Source organism: Cellulomonas sp. NEAU-ZC6 (genome assembly GCF_056844425.1).
In genome coordinates this window covers 1,854,819-1,877,083 of sequence record NZ_JBXFYH010000001.1, presented here as the reverse complement: position 1 = coordinate 1,877,083, position 22,265 = coordinate 1,854,819, and the positions used below count along the sequence as shown (strand labels likewise).

Below are 22,265 nucleotides of genomic sequence, written 5' to 3'. Positions count from 1 at the left end.
GGTGGTTAGCGTGGGTAATGAGTTAAGGTAAGGATCGTGTCCGACACCTCTGCGCTGGCGGGCGAGCTCCGGGTGGCGCTCGCCAGGTCGACGCGGCGCATCCGCTCCCGGCGCGGCGCCGCCGACCTGCCCGACCCGCAGTTCAACGTGCTCGCCATCCTGCTGCGCGAGGGGCCGCTGAGCCCCGGCGCGCTGGCCGAGGCCGAGCACGTGCAGCCGCCCACCATGACCCGCACCGTGAACGCCCTGGTCGAGCTCGGCTTCGTGCAGAAGTCCGAGCACCCGACGGACGGGCGCCAGGTGGTCGTCAGCCTGACCGCGACGGGGGAGGCCGAGGTCCGCGAGACCCGCCGCCGCCGCGACGCGTGGCTGGCGGACCAGCTGCAGGTGCTCACCGACGACGACCGCCGGACCCTCGCGCAGGCCGCCGAGCTGCTGCGCCGGATCGCGGCAGGATGAGGCGGCCCGCATGAGCACGACGTTCTCGTCGCTGAAGTTCTTCAACTACCGGCTCTGGTTCGCCGGCGCGCTGGTGGCCAACATCGGCACCTGGATGCAGCGCGTCGCCCAGGACTGGCTGGTGCTGACCGACCTGTCCGACGACTCCGGGCTGGCGGTCGGCATCACGACGGCGCTGCAGTTCGCGCCGACGCTGCTGCTGTCCGCGTGGGCGGGGGTGCTGGCGGACCGGGTGAACCGGCGCAAGCTGCTGATGATCACGCAGGGCGCGCAGGGCCTGCTGGCGTTCGGTCTCGGCGCGCTGGTGCTGTCCGGGCACGCGCAGCTCTGGCACGTCTACCTGTTCGCGACGGCGCTCGGCGCGGTGGCGGCGCTCGACCAGCCGGTGCGGCAGACCTTCGTGGCGGAGCTGGTGCCGACCGGCAAGCTGTCCAACGCCGTGGGGCTGAACAGCACGTCGTTCAACGCGGCGCGGCTGATCGGCCCCGGCCTCGCGGGGCTGCTGATCGCGGCGGTCGGCACCGGCTGGGTGTTCGTGATCAACGGGGTGTCGTTCGCGGCGACCATCCTGGCGCTGCTGCTCATGCGCCGCGACGAGCTGCACCCGATGCCGGTGGCGGTGCGCGCGAAGGGCCAGATCCGGGAGGGCGTCCGCTACGTGCGGGGGCGCAGCGACATCCTCGTGATCATGGCCGTCATCTGCGTGGTGTCGACGTTCGGGCTCAACTTCCAGATGACCAGCGCGCTGATGGCTCGGGCGGAGTTCGGCAAGGGCGCGGGGGAGTACGGCATCCTCGGCTCGGTGCTGGCGATCGGGTCGCTCGCCGGGGCGCTGCTGGCCGCGCGTCGCGAGCGCCCGCGGGTGCGGCTGGTGATCGGCAGCGCGTTCGCGTTCGGGGTGGCGACGGGCGTGCAGGCGCTGATGCCGACCTACCTGTCCTACGCGATCGCGTGCATCCCCGTCGGGCTGGCGTCGCTGACGATGCTGACGGCCGCGAACACGACCATCCAGATGTCGACGGACCCGAAGGTCCGCGGCCGGGTGATGTCGCTCTACATGATCGTGATGCTCGGGGCGACGCCGGTGGGCTCGCCGATCGTCGGCTGGATCGGGGAGACGTTCGGCCCGCGCTGGTCGATCGGCATCGGGTCGATCACCGCGCTGCTGGTGTCGGCGCTCGCGGCCCTGTGGACCAAGAAGCACTGGAACCTGCAGGTCCGGTACTCGATGATGACGCGCCCGCACCTCGAGGTGCTGCACCCGGAGGTGCCCGAGCCGCGTCGCGCCGCGGACCAGGTGGCGGCGCGCGAGGCGGCGGACACCGCGCTCTGAGCCGGGCCGCCCCCGGGTTTCCCCCGCGGTGCCCCTATCGCCCGATTTGTCCGTATGTGACCATCGGGCATGGCAGTCCGACGACGGGTGCTGATCGTGGCGGCGGTGCTGCTGGCCGCGGTGCTGGTCCTCGGCGGCTGGCTGACCGTCCGCGTCGTGCAGGCCGCCGGCGCCCTGCGCGACCTGCAGGCGGCGTCGGAGGGCCTGCGCCCGGAGGTCGACGCCCTGGACGTCGACGCGCTCGGTGCCCGGCTGCCCGCGCTGCAGGACGCGTCCGCCCGCGCCGCCGATGCCGCGGACGACCCGGTCTGGCGGGCGGCCCAGCACCTGCCGCTCGTCGGTGACGACCTGGCCGCCGTCGCCGCAGTGTCCACCGCCGCGGCGGACCTGACCGGCGACGCCGCACCCGCGCTGCTCGCCGCGCTGTCCGCGGTGGTGGACGGCGGGGGCACGCAGGCGGCCGCGGCGCGGTCCGTCCCGGCCGGCTGGGTGGACCTGGCGGCGGTGGTGCACGCGGCCCCGGCGGCGTCCCGGGCGGCCGAGGTCGTCGACGTCCTGCGGGCGGACCTCGAGGGCCTGGACCGGACCGCGCTGGTCGGCCCGGTGGCGGGGCCGGTCGGGCAGCTGCAGGACGCGCTCGACGGGTCGGCCCCCGAGCTGGCCGCCGCGCAGGAGCTGGCCGCGGCGCTGCCGGGGCTGCTCGGCGCCGACGGCCCGCGGACCTACCTGCTGCTGTCCCTGAACCCGGCCGAGCTGCGCGCCACCGGCGGGATCGTCGGCGCGGTCGCCGTGCTGCAGGTCAGCGACGGCGCCGTCGGCCTGGCCGGGCAGCGCAGCACCGCCGACCTGCCCGAGCTGCCGGCGTCGGTGGTGCCGCTGACCGACGCCGAGCTCGCGCTCTACGGGGACCGGCTCGGACGCTGGGTGCAGGACAGCGTGCTGACCCCCGACTTCCCCCGCGCCGCCGAGGTCGCCGCGGCGTTCTGGCAGCAGTCGACGGGCCAGCCGGTCGACGGCGTGCTCGCCACCGACCCCGTGGTCGTGGCCGACCTGCTCGCGGCGACGGGCCGCACGGTGCAGGCCGACGGCGCCGAGCTGAGCGGGGACACCCTGCTGCAGGCGCTGCTCCGGGACGCGTACCTGGCGTACGGGGACCCGCGGCTGGGCGACGCGTTCTACGCGCAGGTTGCCGCCGCCGCGTTCGAGGTGCTGCGGGACGCGGCCGCCGACCCCGCGGCGGCGAAGGTCGCGGCGACGACCGCGCTGACCGCGGTGGGGGAGCGCCGGGTCGCGCTGTGGTCGGCCCGGCCGGCCGAGCAGGCCCGGCTCGCCACCACCGCGCTCGGCGGCGCGTTCCTCACCGGGGACGCCGCGACGCCCACCGGCCGGGTCGGCGGCGCGGTGGGCGTGTTCCTGGACGACGCCACGGCGGGCAAGCTCGGCTACGACCTCACGACGACGGTCACGGTCACCATGGCGGGCTGCGGCACGGACGACGCCCGGGCCCGGGTGGACGTGGCGCTGGACTACCACCCGCCGGCCGAGGTCGCGTCGTACCCGGCGCAGGTGCTCGGCGACGGCCGGTCCGGGGTGCCCGCCGGCTGGCTGGCGACCAACCTGTCCTTCTACTCCGCGCGGGACGGCCGGGTCGGCGAGGTGCGGCGTGACGACGTCGTGGTGGGCGGCCAGCAGGAGCGGGTGGCGCGCCGCGACGTGGCGGTGCTGACCTCGCGGCTGGCGCCCGGGACCCGCGAGACGTCGAGCATCACCGTGCCCGCCCCCGGCGGCGCGCTGACGGTGTGGACCACGCCCACGCTGACCGGGCCGGGCGTCGTCACCGGGGAGTGCCCCGCGGCGGACTGATCCCCCTGCGGGCGCCGTCGGACCCTCCCGACGGTCCCCGCGCAGGTCACCGCACGAGTTGCCGCGACAACTCCGCCGCCCCCCGTGTCTGCCGCGTGATCATGCGGAAGTTTCACCCCGTCCACCCCTCGGCACCCTGCCCGCACCCGTGCCTAACATGTACGAAATGTCCGATTTGTACGAATCGGACCACGACCTCGGCAACGGCGCCGAGCAGGTGGAGGTGGCGACATGGGACGCACACGACGGGCGCTCGTCGGGATCCTGGCGGTGGCCCTCCTGGTCGCCGGCGGCGCGGCTCCGGCCCTCGCCGCCCCAGCCGCTCCGGCGGCCCCGGCCGCACCCGCGGTCGTCGACCCGGGGGACGGCTGCGAGAACCCGAGCCAGGGCGACGGCTACGCCCCGCCGAGCCGGTGCGAGCTGCGGCTGGTGCGGGCGGTCGGCACCTGCCTCGAGTCGGCCCCGGTGCTGGACTACGCGGTCGAGGCGATCGGATCCACCGACAGCACGGTGACGATCACGTGGGTGAACCCGGGCGGCGAGGACCTGGTGCAGGAGGGTCTGCCGCTGACGGGCCGGGTGTACTGGCCGGGCACCGTCATCATGAACGGCGTCGTCGTCGACTGGCCGGGCTGGATGCAGGCCGAGGACGGCACCTGGACGCTGCACGACGCGTACGACTTCACGCGGCCCGATGTCCAGGTGGTCTTCGAGGTCAACCCCGAGGTCTCGACCGTCGTGTCGTACCCGCCGGAGACGGCCGCCTGCGCCAACCCGCCCACCCGCACCGAGCAGGTGGCCGGCGTGGTCGTGACGTCCGACGTGCTGGCCGCGGCGGAGACGCAGTCGCAGGTGCTCGCGGTCACCGGGTCGGACTCCTGGCCGCTGCTCGCGGCGTCGGGCGGTCTGGTGCTGCTGGGCGCGGCCCTGCTGACGACCGCGGTCCGGCGCCGGCACGCGTCCCGGTGACGGCTCCTCAGCCGAGGCGGTCCACCACGTAGTCGACGCAGGCGGTGAGCGCGAGCACGTCGTCCGGCTCGACGGACGGGAACATCGCGACCCGCAGCTGGTTGCGCCCGAGCTTGCGGTACGGGTCCACGTCGACCACGCCGTGCGCGCGCAGCACGGCCGCGACCGTCGCCGCCTCGATCTCCGGCGCCAGGTCGATCGTCCCGACGACGGGGGAGCGCTGGGCGGGGTCCGCGACGAACGGGGTGGTGTGGTCGCGGGCCTCGGCCCAGCCGTACAGGTGGCCGGCCGAGGTCGCCGTCCGCTGCGCGCACCACGCGAGCCCGCCGTTGGCCAGCATCCAGTCGACCTGCTCCGCCAGCAGCACCAGCGTGGCGATCGCGGGGGTGTTCAGCGTCTGGTCGGCGCGCGAGTTCTGCACGGCCGTGGTCAGGGACAGGAACTCCGGCACCCAGCGGCCCGACGACTCGACGCGCGCGGCCCGCTCCACGGCCGCCGGCGACAGCACCGCCAGCCAGAGCCCGCCGTCGGAGGCGAACGACTTCTGCGGCGCGAAGTAGTACGCGTCGGTCTGCGAGACGTCCACGGCCAGGCCGCCGGCGCCGGACGTCGCGTCCACCAGGACCAGGGCGCCCTGGTCGGCGGACCCCGGCACCCGGCGCACCGGGGCGATCGCGCCGGTCGAGGTCTCGTTGTGCGGCCACGCGTACACGTCCACGCCGTCCACGGCCGTGGGCACGGCGGACGTCCCGGGCGCGACCTCGGTCAGCACCGGGTCCGCGAGGAACGGCGCCCGGCGGGCCGCCGCGGCGAACTTGCCGCCGAACTCGCCGAACACGGCGTGCGCCGACCGCTGCTCGACCAGGCAGAGCGTCGCGAGGTCCCAGAACGCGGTCGACCCGCCGTTGCCCAGCGCGACCTCGTAGCCGTCGGGCAGGTCGAACAGCTCGGCCAGCCCGGCGCGCACCCTCCGCACCAGGGACCGGACGGGCGCCTGCCGGTGCGACGTGCCGAGCAGGGAGCGCCCCGCCTCGGCGAGCGCGCGCAGCTGCGCGTCGCGGACCTTGGCCGGCCCGGAGCCGAACCGCCCGTCGGACGGCAGCAGGTGCGCGGGGATCTGCACGGAGGGCGGCGTGGTCGCGGTCACGCGCCGCACGATACCCACCCGCCTCCGGCCGCGGCCCGGACCAACTAGCCTGTGGACGGACGTCCGCGCACGACATGGAGGGCACCGGCGTGAGTGACCTGATCGACACGACCGAGATGTATCTGAAGACGATCTACGAGCTCACCGAGGAGGGCATCACCCCGCTGCGCGCCCGCATCGCCGAGCGCCTGGGCCACAGCGGCCCCACGGTGTCGCAGACCGTCGCCCGGATGGAGCGCGACGGGCTCCTGGTCGTGTCCGGCGACCGCCACCTGGAGCTGACCGAGCCCGGCCGCAGCAAGGCGATGCGCGTGATGCGCAAGCACCGCCTCGCCGAGCGGCTGCTGGTGGACGTGATCGGCCTCGACTGGGAGTACGTGCACGAGGAGGCGTGCCGCTGGGAGCACGTCATGAGCGAGCGCGTCGAGCGGCGCCTCGCCGGGCTGCTCGACCACCCGCACTTCGACCCCTACGGCAACCCGATCCCGGGCCTCGACGAGATCGGCGAGGAGCGCACCCCCGTGGGGTTCCTCGACGGCGTCGAGTCCCTGGTGGCCGTGGTGGTCGCCGCGGGCGGCGAGACCACCGGCGTCGTGGCCCGGATCGGCGAGCCGCTGCAGGTGGACGTCGACCTGCTGGCCCGGCTGTCCGAGGCCGGCGTGCGGCCCGGCAACGAGGTCACGATCCAGAAGAGCAACGGGGTCGTGAGCGTCGGGCGCCCGGGCGCGGAGACGGTCCTGGACCTCCCGCAGGAGATCGCCCGGCACGTGTTCCTCACGGTGCCGCGGACGGCGGCGCCCGCCGCCTCCTGATCGACCGGACGGGTGAGCCCCGCGCTGTGGCCGACGCCACGCGCGGGGCTCCTGCGTTCCCGTGACCAGGACGCCTGGTTCGTGCCGATGTGAGCGTTCTCGTGGTGCGGGGAGACGGATCGTGATCGGAACGTGACATGGGCCGGGGCGTCGGGTACGTTCAGTCCTGCTCCGACGGAACCCTCCTTACGTCAGAGCCCTTGGACGGTACGCCGAGCCCTTGCCGCCGACCGAGGTTCCGAACGATCTTCGCCGGCAGGGGCGGGGGAACCACTAAGTGGGCACCGGTCAGTCACGGTGTCCTTGGGGTGAAGCCACGCGAGACGATCCGGATCCGTCCGGGCCGCCGAGCGAGGCCGGGTAACTCCACCCGAACCCGACAGCTCACCTCGTAGGCGCCAGGAGAGGCTGTACGTGACCGTTAGTGCTGTGCGCGCCCGACACCGTTCCGCGCGTCGCCCCGTCACCCCCTTGACCGATCTCGCCACCGCCGCCACGGGCTCGCTCGCCCTGGCCGGTCGCCGCGCCGGCGTGGTCGCCGCCTCCACGGGCCTCATGGTCTCCGTGGTCGCCGCCGCCCCCGCCACCGCGGCCACCACCTCCGGTGACCAGGCCGCGCTGCCGTCGGTGGACACCGCCGCGCTGACCGCGTCCGCGAAGACCGTGCTCGAGACCGCCCCGGTCGTGACGGCCCCGGCCGACGCCGCGTGGACCTTCGAGGCCCCCGCCGCGACCGCCGTCGTCCCGGAGCCCGAGCCCGAGCCGGAGCCGGAGCCCGTCGTCTCGCGCAGCGCCCAGCGCGCCGCCGTCGCCGCCGAGACCGCGCCCGTCGAGGCCACGGCCGCCGCGGTCCCGCAGTCGGTCGCCGGCAACGCCGTGCTCGAGGTCGCCGCCCGCTACGTCGGCGTCCCGTACGTCTCCGGCGGCACCACGCCCGCCGGGTTCGACTGCTCGGGCTTCGTGTCCTACGTCTACGCCCAGCTCGGCATCTCCCTGCCGCGCACGTCGTCCGCCATCAAGGCGGCCGGCACCGTGGTCTCCGCCGCCGAGGCCCAGCCCGGCGACCTGATCTGGAGCCCGGGCCACATCTCGATCTACGCCGGCGGCGACCAGCAGATCGACTCGCCGCGCCCCGGCAAGACGGTGCAGTTCCGCAGCATCTGGCAGAGCTCGCCGGTCTTCCTCCGCGTCGGCTGAGCACCGCACCGCAGCACTCCTCACCACGACCCCCACGGCCCCCGGCCGCGGGGGTCGTGGCGTTCCCGGGGCCTGCGGCGGCCGCGCTCGGGCACAAAGACCGGGCCGCACCGGCCCAGGTGCGCGTACCCTGCAACTGCTTGCCTGCACCAGCGGACCCGGACAGCCAGTCCGGGTCCTCGAGGATCCAGGAGTGACGCCGTGCTGCTGACCGCCCCCGCGCCCAGGACGCTGCTCCTGAACGCCAGCCTCGAGCCCCTCTGCGTCGTCGCGATGCCGCGCGCAGTCTCCCTCGTCATGACCGGCAAGGCCACCGTGCTGGAGTCCGACGGCCGCTTGCTGCACTCCGAGCACACCGCGGTGCCGCTCCCGGTGGTGCTGTCGCTGACCCGCTACGTGCACGTGCCGATGCGCCGCCCCCTGCCGCCGACCCGGCGCACGGTGCTGCAGCGCGACGACCACCGGTGCGCGTACTGCGGCTCGCACGCCGACACCGTCGACCACGTGCACCCGCGCTCGCGCGGCGGGCGGCACGACTGGGGCAACGTCGTCGCGGCGTGCCGCCGGTGCAACCACCGCAAGGCGGACCACCTGCTCGGCGAGATCGGCTGGCAGCTGCGGTACACGCCGTCGCCGCCCCGGGGTGCGACGGCGTTCCTGCGCGGCACCGCGGCCGACGAGCCCGCCTGGTCCGCCTACCTCGCCGCCTGAGACAAAGACTCCTTCAAGGATCTGCCACGTCCTGCCCCGACCGGGGCTGCGGACAGGGCATGATCGGGAGCACACTGAGGTGTGTACCGAAGGAGGTCGCAGCGATGAAGAGGGACGCGGAGATCCTGGTCGGCGTCGACGGGTCGGCGGCGAGCATGCACGCGCTGGACTGGGCGGCGGCGGAGGCGCGCACCCGGCGCCGGCCGCTGCACGTCGTCTGCTCCTACACGCTGCCGTCGTTCACGGCGGCCTCCCTGGACGGCGGGTACGCCGCCCTCGACGACACCGCCATCCAGCAGGGCGCCCGCGCCGTGCTGGCCGAGGCGCGCCAGCGGGTGCAGGGCCCGGACATCGAGGTCGTCACCACGGTCGCCACCGGGGACGCGGCCGCGGTCCTGGTCGAGATGTCCCGGGACGCCTCGCTCGCGGTCGTCGGCACCCGGGGCAAGGGCGGGTTCGCCGACCGGCTGCTGGGCACCGTGTCCTCGACGCTGCCCGCGCACGCCTACTGCCCGACGGTCGTCGTCCCGCTGCGCGACCAGCGCCGCGGCGGCGTCGTCCCCGCGGACGAGTCCGCGCCGGTCGTGCGGCCGGTGCGCCGGATGATCGTCGGCGTCGATGGGTCCCCGCAGGCCGACCTGGCCCTGCGGTACGCGATCGACGAGGCGCGGTCCTGGGGTGCCGAGCTCACCGCCGTCGCCGGCGTGCCCGTCGGCAGCGGCTCGGGCGTGATGGCCTGGCTGCCGGCGACGGTCGACCAGACGCAGGTGCTCGCGGACGTCACCGAGGGGCTCAACGTCGTCGTGGACCGCGCGCTCGCCGACCACCCGGGGTTCACCGTCAAGCGGCACGTCCTGGACGGCACCGGCGCGGAGCTGCTGACCGAGTTCTCGACGGCCACCGACCTGATCGTGCTCGGCTCGCGCGGCCGCGGCGGGTTCACGGGGCTGCTGCTCGGCTCCACCAGCCAGGCGGTGCTGCACCACTCCGCCTGCCCGGTCATGGTCGTCACCAACCGCTGCCAGGAGCGCCTGGCCCCGGCAGGCGGCCCCGCCGCGGAGTCCGCCGCAGGCTGACCCCCGCTCCCGCGCGCCCCGCTCCCGCGCGCCCAGATCGCCGAGCGGGCAGTAGATGTCCCCTGCCGGACCGCTGAGGGGACGTCTACTGCCCGCTCGGCGGGGTGAGCGCGGGTGGCGCGGGCGCGCGCGGGTCAGGCGGGGGGCGGGGGGACGTCCGGGCGGCGGACCAGGGCCGACAGGACGATCGTGCTGCGGGTGCGGGCGACGAACGGCTCGGCCGCGAGTCGCTCGACCACCTGCTCGAGGTGCCGCATGTCCCGCGCGCGCACCTGGACGACCAGGTCGACGTCCCCGGTGACGGTGCTCGCCGCGACCACCTCGGGGTACCGGTCCACGGCCGTCCGCATCGTCGCGGGGCTGGTCGACCCCTGGCAGAACAGCTCGATGAACGCCTCCGTCTCCCAGCCGAGCGCCGCGGGGTCCAGCAGCACGGTGAAGCCGCGGACCACGCCGCGCTCGCGCAGCCGGTCGACCCGGCGCTTCACCGCGGGCGCGGAGAGGGCGACGACGCCGCCGATGTCGGCGTAGGACGCGCGGGCGTCGGCGGCGAGCTCGCGGAGGATCGCCTCGTCGATGGGGTCGAGGTCGCCGGGACGCGTCGTGGGCACGGGCCCATCCTCCCGCACGGGCGCGGGGACCGCGGGTCGGGCGACCGGCGCGGCCGGCGGGCGACCACGGTCCCCGAGCGGGCGAAGTCGACCGCCGTCACCACCACGTTCGCCGGACGCCGGTGCGGACGCGCCCGGAAGCGTTCACCGCCGCCCCGGACCGGTCGATGAGGACCGGAGACAGGGGATGTCGCGAGGGGGAGAGGGACATGCCGGTTCCCGGCACCGACGAGCGCCCGGGTGCGGCTCCCGCGAGCAGCACGCCACGGGCGAGCACCGCCGCGCCCGGGTCGATCCCGAGGCAGCGCGGACGTGGGCGCCGGCCGGCGTCGGCCACTCCGACACCGGGCCGGGCGTCGCTGGATCTCCGGCCGCCTGCCGTGGCGGAGCCGGTGCCGACGGTGCCGACGGTGGCGCTCGGTGCCGCCGTGGCGCTGCTCGACGCCGCCGTGCCCGTCGCCCGCCGTGTCGAGGCGCCCGCGGCCCAGGCGCACGTCCCCGCCGCCCCCGCACCCGCCGCCCCCGCACCCGCCGCCCCCGCCCCCGCGCCCGCCGCCGGGCGCCCGCCCTCCGCCGCGCGCCGAGGCCGCACCCAGGCCCTCGCCGTCACCGCGCTCTGCGTCGCCCTGGTCGGCGCCGTGGCCACCGGTGTCGTCGTGCAGCTGCGGGCCGACGCCCGCGCCACCGCCTGGGCGCACGCCGAGGCCCGCGTCGCGGCGGACGTCGCGGCCCGCGAGGCCGACGAGGCCGTGTTCGCCACGTCCAGGGCCGCCGAGGTGGCCGCCCGGTACGACGCCCTCCGTGCGGCCGCGGTCGCCCGCGCCGACCGGGTCGTCGGTGCCGCGCGGTCGGCGGCCGACGGCGCCCCGCACGCGGGGGAGACGGCCCTCGCCGCCCTGCTCTCCGCGGCCGACGCGGTCACGACGTCGGCTGCCGCCCTGGGCACCGGCACGAGCATCGCGGAGCTGCGGGAAGTCACGGCGTCGGTCGCGGGGCCGCAGGAGGCCGCGGTCCAGGCCGAGGCCGCCTGGCAGGCCGCCGAAGCCGCCCGGGTCGCGGCCGAGCGCGCTGCCGCCGAGCAGGCCGCCGCGGAGGCCGCCCGCCGGGCCGCCGCCGCGCCCCGGGCGACGGCAGGTGGCGGACGCGCCGCGCGCAGCGTGCCGGCGGCGTCCGCCGGAACGGCCGCCGTGGCACCGGCCTGGGCGCCGGGGATCGCGTCGTACGGCGTCGGCGGGCTCGGCGCCGCGGTGAACGCCGCCCGCGCCGCGAACGGGCTGCCGGCGCTGGCCGTCACCGGGTCGTCCTCGCTGGCGGACCACGCGGCGGCGATGGCGGCCGCGGGCAGCATCTGGCACTCGGGCGGCGACCACATCGTCGGCTGGGTGCAGCCGGCGGGCGACGCGCAGATGATCCAGGCCTACCTGGACTCCCCGGGCCACCGCGCGTGGATCCTCAAGGCGGGCCGGTCGACGGTGTCGATCGGCGCCGTGACGATCGGCGGGCGGTTGTACACCGCGATGCGGTTCTCCTGACGTGCGCGGGCCGGCCGGGCACCTCGCCCGGCCGGCACCGCGGTGGCGTCAGCGCAGCGCCTGGGTCAGCCGGTCGAGCGCGAGGTCCAGGTCGTCGGCGTCGATCACCAGCGGCGGCGCGAGCCGGATGGTGGACCCGTGGGTGTCCTTGGCCAGCACGCCGAGCCGCAGCAGCCGCTCGCAGAGCTCGCGCCCGGTCATCCGCGCCGGGTCGACGTCGAGGCCGGCCCACAGCCCGACGCCCCGGGTGCCGACCAGCAGGCCGGTGTCGACCAGCGTGGCCAGCCGCTCGTGCAGGTGGGCGCCGAGCGTCCGGGCGCGCTCTTGGAAGGTGCCGGGCCGCAGCAGGTCGACGACGGCCAGCCCGACGGCGCACGCCAGCGGGTTGCCGCCGAAGGTCGACCCGTGGGTGCCGGCCGTGAGCACGCCGAGCACGTCGGGCCGGCCGACGACCGCGGACACCGGCAGCACGCCGCCGCCGAGCGCCTTGCCCAGCGTCACCAGGTCGGCGCGCACGTCCCAGAGCTCCAGCGCGAACGTGGTCCCGGTGCGGCCGAGGCCGGACTGGATCTCGTCGGCGACCAGCAGCACGTCCTCGGCGTCGCAGATCGCGCGGACCGCCGGCCAGTAGCCGGCGGGCGGGACGACGACGCCCTGCTCGCCCTGGATCGGCTCGAGCAGCACGGCGACGGTCGTCTCGTCGATCGCGTCCCGCAGGGCGTCGGCGTCGCCGAACGGCACGATCCGGAAGCCCGGGGTGTGCGGGCCGAACCCGTCGCGGGCCTCCGGGTCGGTGGAGAACGACACGATGGTCGTCGTCCGGCCGTGGAAGTTGTTCGCCGCGACCACGATCGTGGCGGTGTCCGGCGCGACGCCCTTGACGTCGTAGCCCCACTTCCGCGCGGCCTTGATCGCGGTCTCGACGGCCTCGGCACCGGTGTTCATCGGCAGCACCATCGGGGTGGCGTCGCCGGCCACCGCCGGACGCGCCAGGTCGGACAGCGCGGTCGCGAACGGGTGCAGCAGGTCGTGGTCGAACGCCCGGGACGACAGCGTGAGCCGGTCCAGCTGCGTGTGCGCGGCGGCCAGCAGCGCGGGGTGCCGGTGCCCGAAGTTCAGCGCCGAGTACCCGGCCAGCAGGTCCAGGTAGGTGCGGTCGCCGGTGTCGCGCACCCACGCCCCGTCACCCGTGGTGAGGGTGACGGGCAGCGGGTGGTAGTTCTGCGCGAGCGGCCCGGCGGCAGCGGTCTCGGCGTCACGGGCGGGGATCACGGTCGTCATGGGCGGCACCTCGTCGCAGGCGGGCGCCCGGCGGGCGCGGCGGGCAGGGTCAGCGGGCGGGGCGGATCTCCAGCGTGCAGCACTTGGCACCGCCGCCGCCCTTGAGCAGCTCGCTGGTGTCGACGGGGTGCGGGCGGAACCCGCGCGCGGTGAGCTGCGCGGCGAGGTCGACGGCGCCGGGCGCCACGACCACGTTGAGGCCGTCGCTGACGGCGTTGAGCCCCAGGCACGCGGCGTCGGCCTCGGAGGCGATGACCGCGTCGGGGTAGCGGCGCTCGAGCTCGGCGCGCGAGGCGTCCGAGAAGGCCGGCGGGTAGTAGGCGACCTGCTCGCGGCCGGCGGTCGAGTCGAGCACGGCCAGCGCGGTGTCCAGGTGGTAGTAGTGCGGGTCCACCAGCTCCAGGCTGACGACCTCGCGGCCGGTGACCCGGGCGATCTCGTCGTGCGCGGCGCGGTCGGTGCGGAACCCGGTGCCGGCCAGCAGCACGTCGCCGACGCCGAGGATGTCGCCCTCGCCCTCGTTGACCTGCTCCGCGGTGTGGGTGACGTAGCCGTGGTCGGCGAACCACTTCTCGTAGGCCGGGCCCTCGGGCTGGCGCTCGGGGTAGCGGAACGCCGCGGAGTAGACCAGACCGTCGACGACGGTGGCGCCGTTGGCGGCGTAGACCATGTCGGGCAGGCCGGGGATCGGGTCGATGGTCTCGACCACGTGGCCGAGCCGCTCGAAGGTCTCCTTGAGCACCTGCCACTGCTGCACCGCGAGGCCGGCGTCCGTGTACCGGGTCGAGTCCATCCACGGGTTGATCTCGTACGAGACCGTGTAGTGGGTCGGCTCGCACATCAGGTAGTGCCGACGGGTCTGCTGCGGGGTCGTGGTCATGGTGCTCCTCGAGGTGCGCGGGCGGTGGCGTCGACGTCGGGCCACCTCGTCGGGGCACGTCCCGGCAAGCCTACGAGGGACGGCGCGCGCACATCATGGCGCGACGTTGCGCCGGCACCAGCAGATCGTTGCGTCCGGACGGGGTCAGCCGGCGGATCGTTGCGCCGCGGCTCGCTCGGCCTCGCGGGCGGCGCGGGCGAGCACCAGCCGCAGCATCACGTCCACCAGGGCGACGCCGGCCCACCGGGTCACCGCCACCGGCAGCCCGCGCAGGTGCACCGTCTCGGACCAGGTGACGCGCGAGGTCGACCCGGTCGCCTGCACCTCGATGCGGGCGGTGCCCAGCAGCACCGGGCCCAGCTTCACGAACACGGCCACCCCGGGCACCGCGCCCAGCGGCGGCTCGAACCGCTCGATGCGCATCCGGTCCACCAGGCCCGGCCAGCCCCTGCGGGCGAGCGGGCCGCTCACGGCGAGGATCTCGTCGCCCTCCTCGGGCTCCGCGCCGCCGGGCCAGACCGCCCAGCCGGCGCCGGGGGCAGCCGGGTCGGGGCGGGTGATGCCGACCCGGGTCAGCGGCACCCACCGCGTGTGGTGCCGCGCGTCGGCGACGAGCCGCCACGCGTCGTCGGCGTCGAGCGGCAGGTCGCGGGACACGCGCGCCCACAGCGTGCGGTCGCGGTCTCGCGTGATCACCGGTGGCCCCCTGTTCGCGCGCGAGGGCGGGGGCGGTCCGTGCCCCCGCGTCGGCCTCGGGCGCGTGAGGACCATCCTCCTCCCCGACCGGGACGCCCGTCCCACTCCGGGGGTCGGTGCTGGGTGCAGGCACCCAGGGCGGCCGGGTGAAGGTGGCGCGGGTAACCTCGGGCTCATGCAGACGAGGACGTTGGGCAGGACCGGGCGGGACGTGTCGGTGGTGGGGCTGGGCTGCTGGCAGCTCGGCGCGGACTGGGGCGAGGTGGCCGAGGACGACGCGCTGGGCGTGCTCGCCGCCGCGGCGGACGCGGGGGTGACGTTCTTCGACACCGCGGACGTCTACGGGGACGGGCGCAGCGAGACGCTGATCGGGCGGTTCCTGCGCGAGCGGGCGGCCGACGCCCCGCGGATCACCGTGGCGACCAAGATGGGCCGGCGCGCCGACCCGCACGTGGCCGAGGCGTACACGCTGGACGCGTTCCGCGGCTGGACCGACCGGTCCCGCAGCAACCTCGGGGTGGACACCCTGGACCTGGTGCAGCTGCACTGCCCGCCGACCGCCGTCCTGAGCACCGACGCCACCTACGACGCGCTCGACACGCTGGTCGACGAGGGCCGGGTCGCGGCCTACGGCGTGTCCGTGGAGACGGTCGACGAGGCGCTCGCGGCCATCGCCCGCCCGCACGTCGCGTCGGTGCAGATCATCCTCAACGCGTTCCGCCGCAAGCCGCTGGAGCAGGTGCTGCCCGCGGCGGCCGAGGCCGGGGTCGGGATCATCGCCCGCGTCCCGCTGGCCAGCGGCCTGCTGTCCGGCAAGTACGACGAGCACACCGAGTTCGCCGCGACCGACCACCGGTCGTTCAACCGGCACGGCGAGGCCTTCGACGTCGGCGAGACGTTCTCCGGCGTGCCGTACGACGTCGGCGTGGCCGCGGCCCGCGAGGTCGCCGCGCTGACGCCGGCCGGGGCGACGACGGCGCAGCTCGCGCTCCGGTGGATCGTCGACCAGCCCGGCGTGTCGACGGTCATCCCCGGCGCGCGCAACCCCGAGCAGGCCCGGGCGAACGCCGGTGCCGCCGACCTGACCCCGCTGGACGAGGCCACGCAGGAGCGGCTGCGGGCGATCTACGACGACCGCATCCGCGAGCACGTCCACACCCGCTGGTGACCGGACGCGCCCGGCGCGCCGACGCGCGCCGGGCGGGCATGCCGAGCGGGCAGAAGGTGCCCCTTCGAGCGCTCAGGAGAGGACGTCTGCTGCCCGCTCGGCGGAGGAGTGCGCGAGCGGGCGCGGGGGTCAGCCCCTGCGGCGCAGGAGGCCGCGGCGCGGCGGGAGGTCGGCCGGGGTCTCCTGGGAGCCCTGCGGCAGCAGCCGGGGCTCGGCGCCGGTCTCGACGACCAGCACCCGGTCCCCGAACCGCGCCGGCGCCGGCCCGAACGCCTTGCGCGCGCCGTCGACCACGGTGCGACCGAGCGCGCGCGCCCCGGTGACGCCGATGACCGCGCCGATGCCGAACGGCACCATCCGCCCGAGCGCGAGCCCGCCCTGCCGCGCGAGCTGCTTGCGGAACAGCTGCCGCGTGAGCCGGGCGTTGACCCGGCGGATCGTGCCGGTCGGCATGCGGGTCAGCAGCTGCCGGGCGACGTTCACCCCGCGCAGGCCGGTCAGCGCGCCGACGTCCGTGACCGCCTTGGCGCCGGACTCGCCGAGGATCGTGGCGAGCAGCAGCGCGCGGCGGCGGTCGGCGTCCTCGACGTCGATGCCGTGCACGCTCGCGACGGCCAGCGCGAACGCCGCCGACGCCCCGAAGAACGACGCGACGTCGCCGATGGTCAGCGCCATCGCCACGCCGGTGCCGACCGCGGGGGCCGCCGCCGCGGCGCCGACGGCACCGCCGGTGCCCTGCACGACCAGCAGGTACTCGCGCTCCAGCACCCCGATGATCTCGGCCGGGGTGGCCTCGGGGTTCCGGCGCCGGACGGTGTCGACGTGCGCGTGGATGGTGGCCGACGGGATCGTGACGGCGCGGTCGAGCGCGGCGTCGACCAGCGGCGTGCGGCGCAGCGCCATCACTCGCCGTCCACGTGCAGCTCGACGGTCGCGCCGGCCTTGAGGGTGTTGCCGACGGTGCAGTGCTGCTCGACGGCGCGGTGCACGACGCGCAGCAGCCGCTCCTTGGTGGCCTCGTCCAGGCCGGACAGGTCGACGACCATCCGCTCGGTCAGTGCGGGGTAGCGGTCCTCGGGCGTGTAGTTCGCGCCCTCGACCTCGACGGTGACCGCGACGTCGTCGCCGAGCCGGTGGCTCAGCGCGGTGTCGGCGCTCATGCCGGAGCAGCCGGCCAGGGCGATCTTGAGCAGCTCGCCGGGCGTGAAGACGGCACCGGACTCGACGGGGCCGATGCTGACCTCGGCGCCGCGGGCGTTGCGGCCGGTGTACTCGCGGGTCCCGGTGCGCTCGACCCAGAGCCGGTCGGCGGGTGCGGGGGCGGGGACGGCGGGCGTGGTGGACGCGTCGGTCCCGGTGGTGGTCGGGCTCTCCATGCGCCCGATCCTGTCACGCGCCGCCGGTGTCGGCACGAGTCGGTGGCACGCCCTCGGCGGAACCGGTGGCTGCTCCGTCCGGGTGGCACCACCGCGGCGCCAGGCGCCCCGGTGGCCGACCGGCACCGCCTCACTAGGCTGACCGGACGTGCGGGGCGGCGGCAAGGGGGCCGGGTTGAGCGTGGACGAGGACCGGGGGACGTCGACGGTGCTGCGGGCCGGGGGGCCGGGCGTGCAGCTGATCCTCGACCGGGTCCGGGAGCACCTGGGCATGGACATCGCCTTCCTGTCCGGGCTGACCCGGTCCGCGGAGGTGGTGCTGGCGACGAGCACCGAGACCGGGTCGATGCAGATGGCGGTCGGCGCCGAGCGCGACCTCGACGACACCTACTGCGTCCGCGTGCTGGCGGGCCTGCTGCCGCCGGTGCTGCCCGACGCCCGCCGGCACCCCGTCGCCCGGGAGCTCGCCGCGACGGCGGAGCTCGGCATCGGGTCCTACGTCGGTGCCCCGCTGCGCGGCCCGGACGGCGAGCCGGTCGGGATGCTCTGCTGCCTCGGCCGGGGCCCGAACCCGCTGCTCGACGAGGACGCCCTGCGCGTGCTCGGCCTGGCGGCGGCCCTGGTGGAGGACACGATCGGCGGGACCGGGCTGCCGCACCGGCCGGTGGTGTCGGAGCGGGTGCGCTGGGTGCGGTCGGTGCTGGAGACCGGCGACGTGCGCACGGTGTTCCAGCCCGTCGTCCGCCTGGACACGGGCCGGGTCGTCGCCGTGGAGGCGCTGTCGCGGTTCGACCCCCGGCGGTTCCCGAGCCCGGTGCACGCCTTCGCCGCCGCGTCGGCCGCGGGCGTCGCGGTCGACCTGGAGCTGCTGGCCCTGCGCGCCGCGCTGCGCCGGGTGCCGGACCTGCCCGACGGGGTCCCGCTGTCGGTGAACCTGTCCGCGGAGGCGCTGACCGACCCGCGCACCGCCGACCTGCTGCTGCCGTGCGGGCCGGCGGTCGGCGTCGAGGTCACCGAGCACACGCCGGTGCCGGACTACGCGGCGCTCACGGCCGTCACCGAGCGGTTGAAGGCGGCGGGGCTGCAGGTGGCGGTCGACGACGCCGGCGCGGGGTTCGCGAGCCTGCGGCACGTGCTGCGCCTGCGGCCGACGGCGATCAAGCTCGACCTCGACCTGGTGCGCGGCATCGACGGCGATCCTGTGCGCCAGGCCCTGGTGCGCGCCGTCGGCGAGTTCGCCCGCGGGATCGACGCGTGGCTGGTGGCCGAGGGGATCGAGACCGAGCAGGAGCGGGCGGCGCTGCTCGACCTCGGGATCCTGCTGGGCCAGGGGTACCTGCTCGGCCGACCGGGCCCCTGGGAGGCGGCCCTGGGCGGCGCGGGCGCGGGCTGAGCGGCCTCCGCCGGAAGGCGGAGGAGGTCGAGCCGCACGGGCGATCCGGTCGCGTGGCCTGCGCCCCTACGCTCGTCGACATGCCCCCACCCGCCCGACCCGTCGTCGCGCCACCGCCGCGCCTGGGCCCGTGGTCGCGCACCTGGCGCTACCTGCTCGCCGTCGCGATCGGCCTGGTCCTGTGGGTGTTCGTCGTCGTCGACGTGCACGCCACGGCGGCCGAGGGCGGGGCTGGGCGGGCCGGGTTCATGGTGCTGCTCGACCTAGTGGTCGGCGTCGTCGCCCTGGGCCTGCTCCCGCTGCGCCGGCGCCACCCGGTCGTGATCGCCGTGGTGGTGGGGCTGCTCACGTCGGTGTCCGCGTTCGCGGTCGGCCCGGCCACGCTGGCCCTGGTCTCGCTGAGCACGCGGCGCCGCTGGCGCGAGGTGCTGCCGGTCGGCGCGGTCTGGCTCGTGTCGTCCCTGCTCTACGAGCTGTCCTACCCGGGCACCCCGATCCAGCAGGGGGCGAGCCGGGTGCTGGTCGCGGTCGCGGTCGGGGTCGGGCTGATGACCCTGGCGCTGGTCGTCGCCACCGGGTTCTACATCGGGGCGCGGCGCGACCTGATCGCGACGCTGCAGCAGCGCGCCGAGGCCGCCGAGCGCGCCCAGGAGTCCCGCGCCACCGAGGCGCGCCGGGCCGAGCGCACGCGGATCGCCCGCGAGATGCACGACGTGCTGGCGCACCGGATCTCCCTGGTCGCGATGCAGGCCGGCGGCCTCGCCTACCGGGAGGACCTGACCCGCGCGCAGATCACCGCGTCCGCCGAGACCATCCGGGACAGCGCGCACCGGGCGCTGGGCGAGCTGCGCGAGGTGCTGGGCGTCCTGCGGGCCGACGAGGAGGCCGTGCCGACCGAGCGCGAGGCGCCGCAGCCGACGCTCGCCGAGCTGCCCGCCCTGCTCGCCGACGCGGACGAGGCCGGCAGCAGCGTGCGGCTGGACCTGTCCGGCCTGCCCGGCGGCGACCGCGCGGCGCTCGGCACGCTGGCCCAGACCTCGTCCCGTACCGCCTTCCGGATCCTGCAGGAGGCGCTGACCAACGCCCGCAAGCACGCGCCGGGTCAGCCGGTGCAGATCCGACTGGCCGGGGCGCCGGGGGAGCGGCTGCTGCTCGAGGCGCGCAACCCGGTGCCCGTCACGGTGCCGCACGGCGCGCCCGGGGCCGGGCTCGGCCTGGTCGGCGTGGCCGAGCGCGCGCAGCTGCTCGGCGGCTCGCTCGAGCACGGCGTCGACGCGGACGGCCGGTTCGCCGTGAGAGTGTGGCTGCCGTGGCCGAGCTGACCCCCGACGTCGTGCGCCTCGTCGTGGTCGACGACGATGCCCTGGTCCGTGCCAGCCTGCGGATGATCCTGGGCGGCGACCCCCGGTTCGAGGTGGTCGCCGAGTGCGCGGACGGTGCCGAGGCGGTCGACGTCGTCGGCCGGCTGCGCCCGGACGTGGTGCTGATGGACGTGCGGATGCCGCGCGTCGACGGCCTGACCGCCCTGCGCACGCTGGTCGCCGCCGGGTCGACGGCCCGGGTCATCGTGCTGACCACCTTCGACGCCGACGAGCTGGTGCTGCGGGCGCTCCGCGAGGGCGCCGCCGGGTTCCTGCTCAAGGACACGCCGCCCGCGCAGCTGGTCGACGGCATCCACCGGGTCGCCGCCGGCGAGCCGATCCTGTCGCCGACCGTCACCGCGCAGCTCATCGCGTCGGTGACCCGGCCGGACGACGAGGACCGGCGTCTGGCCGCCGTGCGGGCGCTCGAGCCGCTGACGCCGCGGGAGCGGGACGTCGCCGTGGCGGTGGCCGAGGGGCTGTCCAACCAGGAGATCGCCGAGCGGCTGTTCCTGGGGCTCGCGACGGTCAAGACGCACGTGGCGCACCTGTTCGCGAAGCTCGGGGTCACGAACCGCGTGCAGATCGCGCGGCTCGTGCACGACGCCGGCCTGGGCTGAGCCCGCCGGGTCCGGCCGGCTCAGATGCCCAGGCCGCGGGCCGCGAGCGCGCGGTCTCCTGCGCGCTCGCGCTCCGCCAGGGCCCGCACTGCGGCGCGGGCCGCGTCCGGGTCCCGCCGCGGCCGCGGGGTGCCGGCGACCGACGCGGCGACGCGGCGACGGACCGACAGGTAGGGCAGGCGCAGCGGGACGGCGCGGGTGCCGTAGCTGACGTCGAAGCTCACGGTGGTCATGGCTCAGTCCTCCTGCTGCTGCGGTGCTGCGGAAGCGGCCTCGGCGGTGGGCTCGAAGGCCATGTCGGGGTTGATCGCGGAGAACAGCCGCATCAGGCGGGCCTGCGGCGGCCGCTGCGCGGGATCGGAGCTGCGGCCCTCGAACCGGTCGAACAGCGCCATCAGCGTCGTCATCAGCTCCTGCGTCTCCTCGGGCGTGGCCCAGAACGCCGAGGACATCGACCGGGTCAGCGGGATCAGGTCCGGGTCGGTCGCGCCGCTCTGGTCGGCGTGCCGCAGGTGGTCGATGTAGCGGTCGGCCTCGCGCCGGACCGCGATCTCGCCGAGCTCCAGCACCGCGCGGCGCGAGGCCGGGTCGAGCGGGTCGGCGGTGAACGTGCGCTCGCGGGACACGGCGCGCCACGGGCGCTCGCGGCCGCGGGGCTCGGCCGGCTCGATGAAGCCGGCCTTGGCCAGGGTGCGCAGGTGGAACGAGCAGTTCGCGACCGTCTGGCCGAGGTGCACGGCGCAGTCGGTGGCGGTGGCCTCGCCGACGTCGTCGAGGAACGACAGCAGGTCCAGGCGCACCGGGTGGGCGAGCGCGCGGACCCGGGTCGGGTCGCTCACGTGCAGCGACGCCGGCGCGGTCCCCGCGGGAGCGGCGGTCACGTCGTCGGCGGGCTGCTCGGTGGTGGTCATGGACCCACCGTAGGTAGTGCAACACCTCTTGCGCAAGAGACATTGCGCAAGAGATGTTGCGCGCGGGCGGGTGCAGCGCGCCCGGTCCGCTGAGCAGTCCCACGCGGTGGTCGCGCGCGCTCAGCGCAGGCGGACGGGGCCCGCGTCGATCGGCACCCGGAACAGGGCGTACGGCTTCTCCCGCAGGTCCTCGCCGCGCTGGTACGTCGGCTGCCGGTGCAGCTGGTTCGCCGTGACGTACAGGTAGCCGTCGGCGACGGCGAGGGTGTCCGGCCACAGCACCGTCGGGTGGTGCAGCACGGTCCGGAACGACCCGTCGGGCTCCCGGCACAGCACGGCGTCGTGCTCGTACGCCGTCAGGTACAGCCGTCCCCGGTCGTCGGTCTCGAGCCCGTCCGAGCCGGTGCCCTTGTCGCCCTCGTCGCGGACCGTCCCGGCGACGTGCGCGTCGTCGGCCTGCTCGTCGGCCAGCGCGGCGACCGAGACGCTCCACCACCGGCGGGACGCCAGCGGGCAGTACCAGAGCCGCTCGCCGTCGGCCGAGATCGCGATGCCGTCGGCGCCCATCGCCACCGGCTGCACCTCGGCGTCGGGCTCCGGCTGCTGCACGTCGTCGTCCGCGTCCGGCGAGTTCCACGCCTGGTCCGGGTACGGGACCGCCTCGCCGTCGCGCAGCTCCGTCACCGTCGCCGGGACGTCGTCGCCCCACAGCGGGTAGTTGACGAACACGCGCCCGCTCGCCGACACGGCGACGCCGGTGGGCATCGGGCCGTCGAAGGCGTGCACCAGCTCGGGCTCGCCGACCGGGGCGTCGGTGGCGTGCAGGGCGTGCGGGTCGGGGTCGGGGTCGGACGCAGCGCGCATCGCGG

General features: G+C 76.0%; 23 protein-coding genes and 1 riboswitch. Of the genes, 13 read left to right on the top strand and 10 right to left on the bottom strand.

The genetic code is table 11. From position 1 onward, the window contains the following. Positions 1 to 36: 36 nt before the first annotated feature. The 4 genes from AC1050_RS08655 (at position 37) to AC1050_RS08640 (ending at position 4,624) form a co-directional block, all read left to right on the top strand. A complete protein-coding gene (locus AC1050_RS08655; protein ID WP_482386949.1) occupies positions 37 to 459 on the top strand; it encodes a MarR family winged helix-turn-helix transcriptional regulator in 423 nt (140 codons plus the stop codon). Positions 460 to 469: 10 nt separating this feature from the next. Further along, a complete protein-coding gene (locus AC1050_RS08650) occupies positions 470 to 1,792 on the top strand; it encodes an MFS transporter (protein WP_482386948.1) in 1,323 nt (440 codons plus the stop codon). A 69-nt stretch (positions 1,793 to 1,861) separates the two neighbouring features. Then, the gene (locus AC1050_RS08645) at positions 1,862 to 3,655 is read left to right on the top strand and encodes a DUF4012 domain-containing protein (protein WP_482386947.1); all 1,794 of its coding nucleotides are present in this window, start codon (positions 1,862 to 1,864) and stop codon (positions 3,653 to 3,655) included. Positions 3,656 to 3,886: 231 nt separating this feature from the next. Next, entirely contained in the window at positions 3,887 to 4,624 is a 738-nt protein-coding gene (locus AC1050_RS08640) for a peptidase (protein ID WP_482386946.1), read from the top strand. Between the two features lie 7 nt (positions 4,625 to 4,631). Here the strand turns inward: AC1050_RS08640 and serC are convergent, their stop codons facing one another. Further along, positions 4,632 to 5,771 carry a phosphoserine transaminase gene (serC, locus tag AC1050_RS08635; protein ID WP_482386945.1) on the bottom strand — a complete coding sequence of 380 codons (1,140 nt, stop codon included), beginning with the start codon at positions 5,769 to 5,771 and terminating at the stop codon, positions 4,632 to 4,634. A gap of 89 nt (positions 5,772 to 5,860) precedes the next feature. On the opposite strand from serC, the gene AC1050_RS08630 reads away from it, so the two are divergent. The 4 genes from AC1050_RS08630 (at position 5,861) to AC1050_RS08615 (ending at position 9,567) form a co-directional block, all read left to right on the top strand. Further along, the gene (locus AC1050_RS08630; RefSeq protein ID WP_482386944.1) at positions 5,861 to 6,583 is read left to right on the top strand and encodes an iron-dependent transcriptional repressor DtxR; all 723 of its coding nucleotides are present in this window, start codon (positions 5,861 to 5,863) and stop codon (positions 6,581 to 6,583) included. Between the two features lie 240 nt (positions 6,584 to 6,823). Next, positions 6,824 to 6,995, top strand: a riboswitch (cyclic di-AMP (ydaO/yuaA leader). A 2-nt stretch (positions 6,996 to 6,997) separates the two neighbouring features. Next, on the top strand, positions 6,998 to 7,780 hold the full coding sequence (locus AC1050_RS08625) for a C40 family peptidase (RefSeq protein ID WP_482386943.1): 783 nt from the start codon (positions 6,998 to 7,000) through the stop codon (positions 7,778 to 7,780). A 201-nt stretch (positions 7,781 to 7,981) separates the two neighbouring features. Continuing rightward, positions 7,982 to 8,491: an HNH endonuclease gene (locus AC1050_RS08620; protein WP_482386942.1), complete on the top strand. Its 510-nt coding sequence runs from the start codon at positions 7,982 to 7,984 to the stop codon at positions 8,489 to 8,491. A 104-nt stretch (positions 8,492 to 8,595) separates the two neighbouring features. Next, the gene (locus AC1050_RS08615) at positions 8,596 to 9,567 is read left to right on the top strand and encodes a universal stress protein (protein WP_482386941.1); all 972 of its coding nucleotides are present in this window, start codon (positions 8,596 to 8,598) and stop codon (positions 9,565 to 9,567) included. A 134-nt stretch (positions 9,568 to 9,701) separates the two neighbouring features. On the opposite strand, the gene AC1050_RS08610 is transcribed toward AC1050_RS08615, so the two are convergent. After that, positions 9,702 to 10,178: an Lrp/AsnC family transcriptional regulator gene (locus tag AC1050_RS08610; protein WP_482386940.1), complete on the bottom strand. Its 477-nt coding sequence runs from the start codon at positions 10,176 to 10,178 to the stop codon at positions 9,702 to 9,704. A 392-nt stretch (positions 10,179 to 10,570) separates the two neighbouring features. Between AC1050_RS08610 and AC1050_RS08605 the strand changes: the two genes are divergently transcribed. Then, a complete protein-coding gene (locus AC1050_RS08605) occupies positions 10,571 to 11,710 on the top strand; it encodes a hypothetical protein (RefSeq protein ID WP_482386939.1) in 1,140 nt (379 codons plus the stop codon). Between the two features lie 48 nt (positions 11,711 to 11,758). Here AC1050_RS08605 and rocD read toward each other — a convergent pair whose 3' ends face one another. The 3 genes from rocD to AC1050_RS08590 all read right to left on the bottom strand — a co-directional run bounded on the left by rocD (position 11,759) and on the right by AC1050_RS08590 (position 14,567). Then, positions 11,759 to 12,991 carry an ornithine--oxo-acid transaminase gene (rocD, locus tag AC1050_RS08600; RefSeq protein WP_482386938.1) on the bottom strand — a complete coding sequence of 411 codons (1,233 nt, stop codon included), beginning with the start codon at positions 12,989 to 12,991 and terminating at the stop codon, positions 11,759 to 11,761. 49 nt (positions 12,992 to 13,040) lie between these two features. Continuing rightward, positions 13,041 to 13,871, bottom strand: coding sequence for a dimethylargininase (gene ddaH / locus AC1050_RS08595; RefSeq protein ID WP_482386937.1), 831 nt, complete (start codon positions 13,869 to 13,871; stop codon positions 13,041 to 13,043). A 144-nt stretch (positions 13,872 to 14,015) separates the two neighbouring features. Beyond that, complete coding sequence (locus tag AC1050_RS08590; RefSeq protein ID WP_482386936.1) at positions 14,016 to 14,567, bottom strand: hypothetical protein; 552 nt, start codon at positions 14,565 to 14,567, stop codon at positions 14,016 to 14,018. A gap of 175 nt (positions 14,568 to 14,742) precedes the next feature. Here AC1050_RS08590 and AC1050_RS08585 point away from each other — a divergent pair, with 175 nt between their 5' ends. Then, a complete protein-coding gene (locus tag AC1050_RS08585; RefSeq protein WP_482386935.1) occupies positions 14,743 to 15,735 on the top strand; it encodes an aldo/keto reductase in 993 nt (330 codons plus the stop codon). Between the two features lie 129 nt (positions 15,736 to 15,864). Here the strand turns inward: AC1050_RS08585 and AC1050_RS08580 are convergent, their stop codons facing one another. Together AC1050_RS08580 and AC1050_RS08575 are read right to left on the bottom strand one after the other, a co-directional pair. Further along, positions 15,865 to 16,638, bottom strand: a complete 774-nt coding sequence (locus AC1050_RS08580; RefSeq protein WP_482386934.1) for a hypothetical protein — start codon at positions 16,636 to 16,638, stop codon at positions 15,865 to 15,867. After that, positions 16,638 to 17,111: an OsmC family protein gene (locus tag AC1050_RS08575; protein ID WP_482386933.1), complete on the bottom strand. Its 474-nt coding sequence runs from the start codon at positions 17,109 to 17,111 to the stop codon at positions 16,638 to 16,640. Before AC1050_RS08575 ends, AC1050_RS08580 begins: the two co-directional genes overlap by 1 nt. 181 nt (positions 17,112 to 17,292) lie before the next feature. On the opposite strand from AC1050_RS08575, the gene AC1050_RS08570 reads away from it, so the two are divergent. The 3 genes from AC1050_RS08570 to AC1050_RS08560 all read left to right on the top strand — a co-directional run bounded on the left by AC1050_RS08570 (position 17,293) and on the right by AC1050_RS08560 (position 20,485). Then, a complete protein-coding gene (locus AC1050_RS08570) occupies positions 17,293 to 18,504 on the top strand; it encodes a sensor domain-containing phosphodiesterase (protein ID WP_482387260.1) in 1,212 nt (403 codons plus the stop codon). Between the two features lie 80 nt (positions 18,505 to 18,584). Beyond that, positions 18,585 to 19,826 (top strand): sensor histidine kinase, encoded by a 1,242-nt coding sequence (locus AC1050_RS08565; RefSeq protein ID WP_482386932.1) that lies wholly within the window; start codon positions 18,585 to 18,587, stop codon positions 19,824 to 19,826. Further along, positions 19,814 to 20,485 (top strand): response regulator, encoded by a 672-nt coding sequence (locus tag AC1050_RS08560; RefSeq protein WP_482386931.1) that lies wholly within the window; start codon positions 19,814 to 19,816, stop codon positions 20,483 to 20,485. Before AC1050_RS08565 ends, AC1050_RS08560 begins: the two co-directional genes overlap by 13 nt. Before the next feature lie 20 nt (positions 20,486 to 20,505). Here the strand turns inward: AC1050_RS08560 and AC1050_RS08555 are convergent, their stop codons facing one another. The 3 genes from AC1050_RS08555 to AC1050_RS08545 all read right to left on the bottom strand — a co-directional run bounded on the left by AC1050_RS08555 (position 20,506) and on the right by AC1050_RS08545 (position 22,260). Beyond that, the gene (locus AC1050_RS08555) at positions 20,506 to 20,718 is read right to left on the bottom strand and encodes a hypothetical protein (protein ID WP_482386930.1); all 213 of its coding nucleotides are present in this window, start codon (positions 20,716 to 20,718) and stop codon (positions 20,506 to 20,508) included. Positions 20,719 to 20,721: 3 nt separating this feature from the next. Beyond that, positions 20,722 to 21,396 carry an ArsR/SmtB family transcription factor gene (locus AC1050_RS08550; protein WP_482386929.1) on the bottom strand — a complete coding sequence of 225 codons (675 nt, stop codon included), beginning with the start codon at positions 21,394 to 21,396 and terminating at the stop codon, positions 20,722 to 20,724. 120 nt (positions 21,397 to 21,516) lie between these two features. Next, on the bottom strand, positions 21,517 to 22,260 hold the full coding sequence (locus tag AC1050_RS08545) for an SMP-30/gluconolactonase/LRE family protein (RefSeq protein ID WP_482386928.1): 744 nt from the start codon (positions 22,258 to 22,260) through the stop codon (positions 21,517 to 21,519). Positions 22,261 to 22,265: the final 5 nt, after the last annotated feature.

Bases quoted from the DNA above. Each gene is read 5' to 3' on its own strand.
- AC1050_RS08555 (WP_482386930.1), bottom strand. From the start codon at position 20,718: ATGACCACCGTGAGCTTCGACGTCAGCTACGGCACCCGCGCCGTCCCG.
- AC1050_RS08640 (WP_482386946.1), top strand. From the start codon at position 3,887: ATGGGACGCACACGACGGGCGCTCGTCGGGATCCTGGCGGTGGCCCTC.
- ddaH (WP_482386937.1), bottom strand. From the start codon at position 13,871: ATGACCACGACCCCGCAGCAGACCCGTCGGCACTACCTGATGTGCGAG.
- AC1050_RS08550 (WP_482386929.1), bottom strand. From the start codon at position 21,396: ATGACCACCACCGAGCAGCCCGCCGACGACGTGACCGCCGCTCCCGCG.
- AC1050_RS08650 (WP_482386948.1), top strand. From the start codon at position 470: ATGAGCACGACGTTCTCGTCGCTGAAGTTCTTCAACTACCGGCTCTGG.
- rocD (WP_482386938.1), bottom strand. From the start codon at position 12,991: ATGACGACCGTGATCCCCGCCCGTGACGCCGAGACCGCTGCCGCCGGG.
- AC1050_RS08615 (WP_482386941.1), top strand. From the start codon at position 8,596: ATGAAGAGGGACGCGGAGATCCTGGTCGGCGTCGACGGGTCGGCGGCG.
- AC1050_RS08645 (WP_482386947.1), top strand. From the start codon at position 1,862: ATGGCAGTCCGACGACGGGTGCTGATCGTGGCGGCGGTGCTGCTGGCC.
- AC1050_RS08575 (WP_482386933.1), bottom strand. From the start codon at position 17,111: ATGGAGAGCCCGACCACCACCGGGACCGACGCGTCCACCACGCCCGCC.
- AC1050_RS08545 (WP_482386928.1), bottom strand. From the start codon at position 22,260: ATGCGCGCTGCGTCCGACCCCGACCCCGACCCGCACGCCCTGCACGCC.
- AC1050_RS08565 (WP_482386932.1), top strand. From the start codon at position 18,585: ATGCCCCCACCCGCCCGACCCGTCGTCGCGCCACCGCCGCGCCTGGGC.
- AC1050_RS08580 (WP_482386934.1), bottom strand. From the start codon at position 16,638: ATGGCGCTGCGCCGCACGCCGCTGGTCGACGCCGCGCTCGACCGCGCC.
- AC1050_RS08585 (WP_482386935.1), top strand. From the start codon at position 14,743: ATGCAGACGAGGACGTTGGGCAGGACCGGGCGGGACGTGTCGGTGGTG.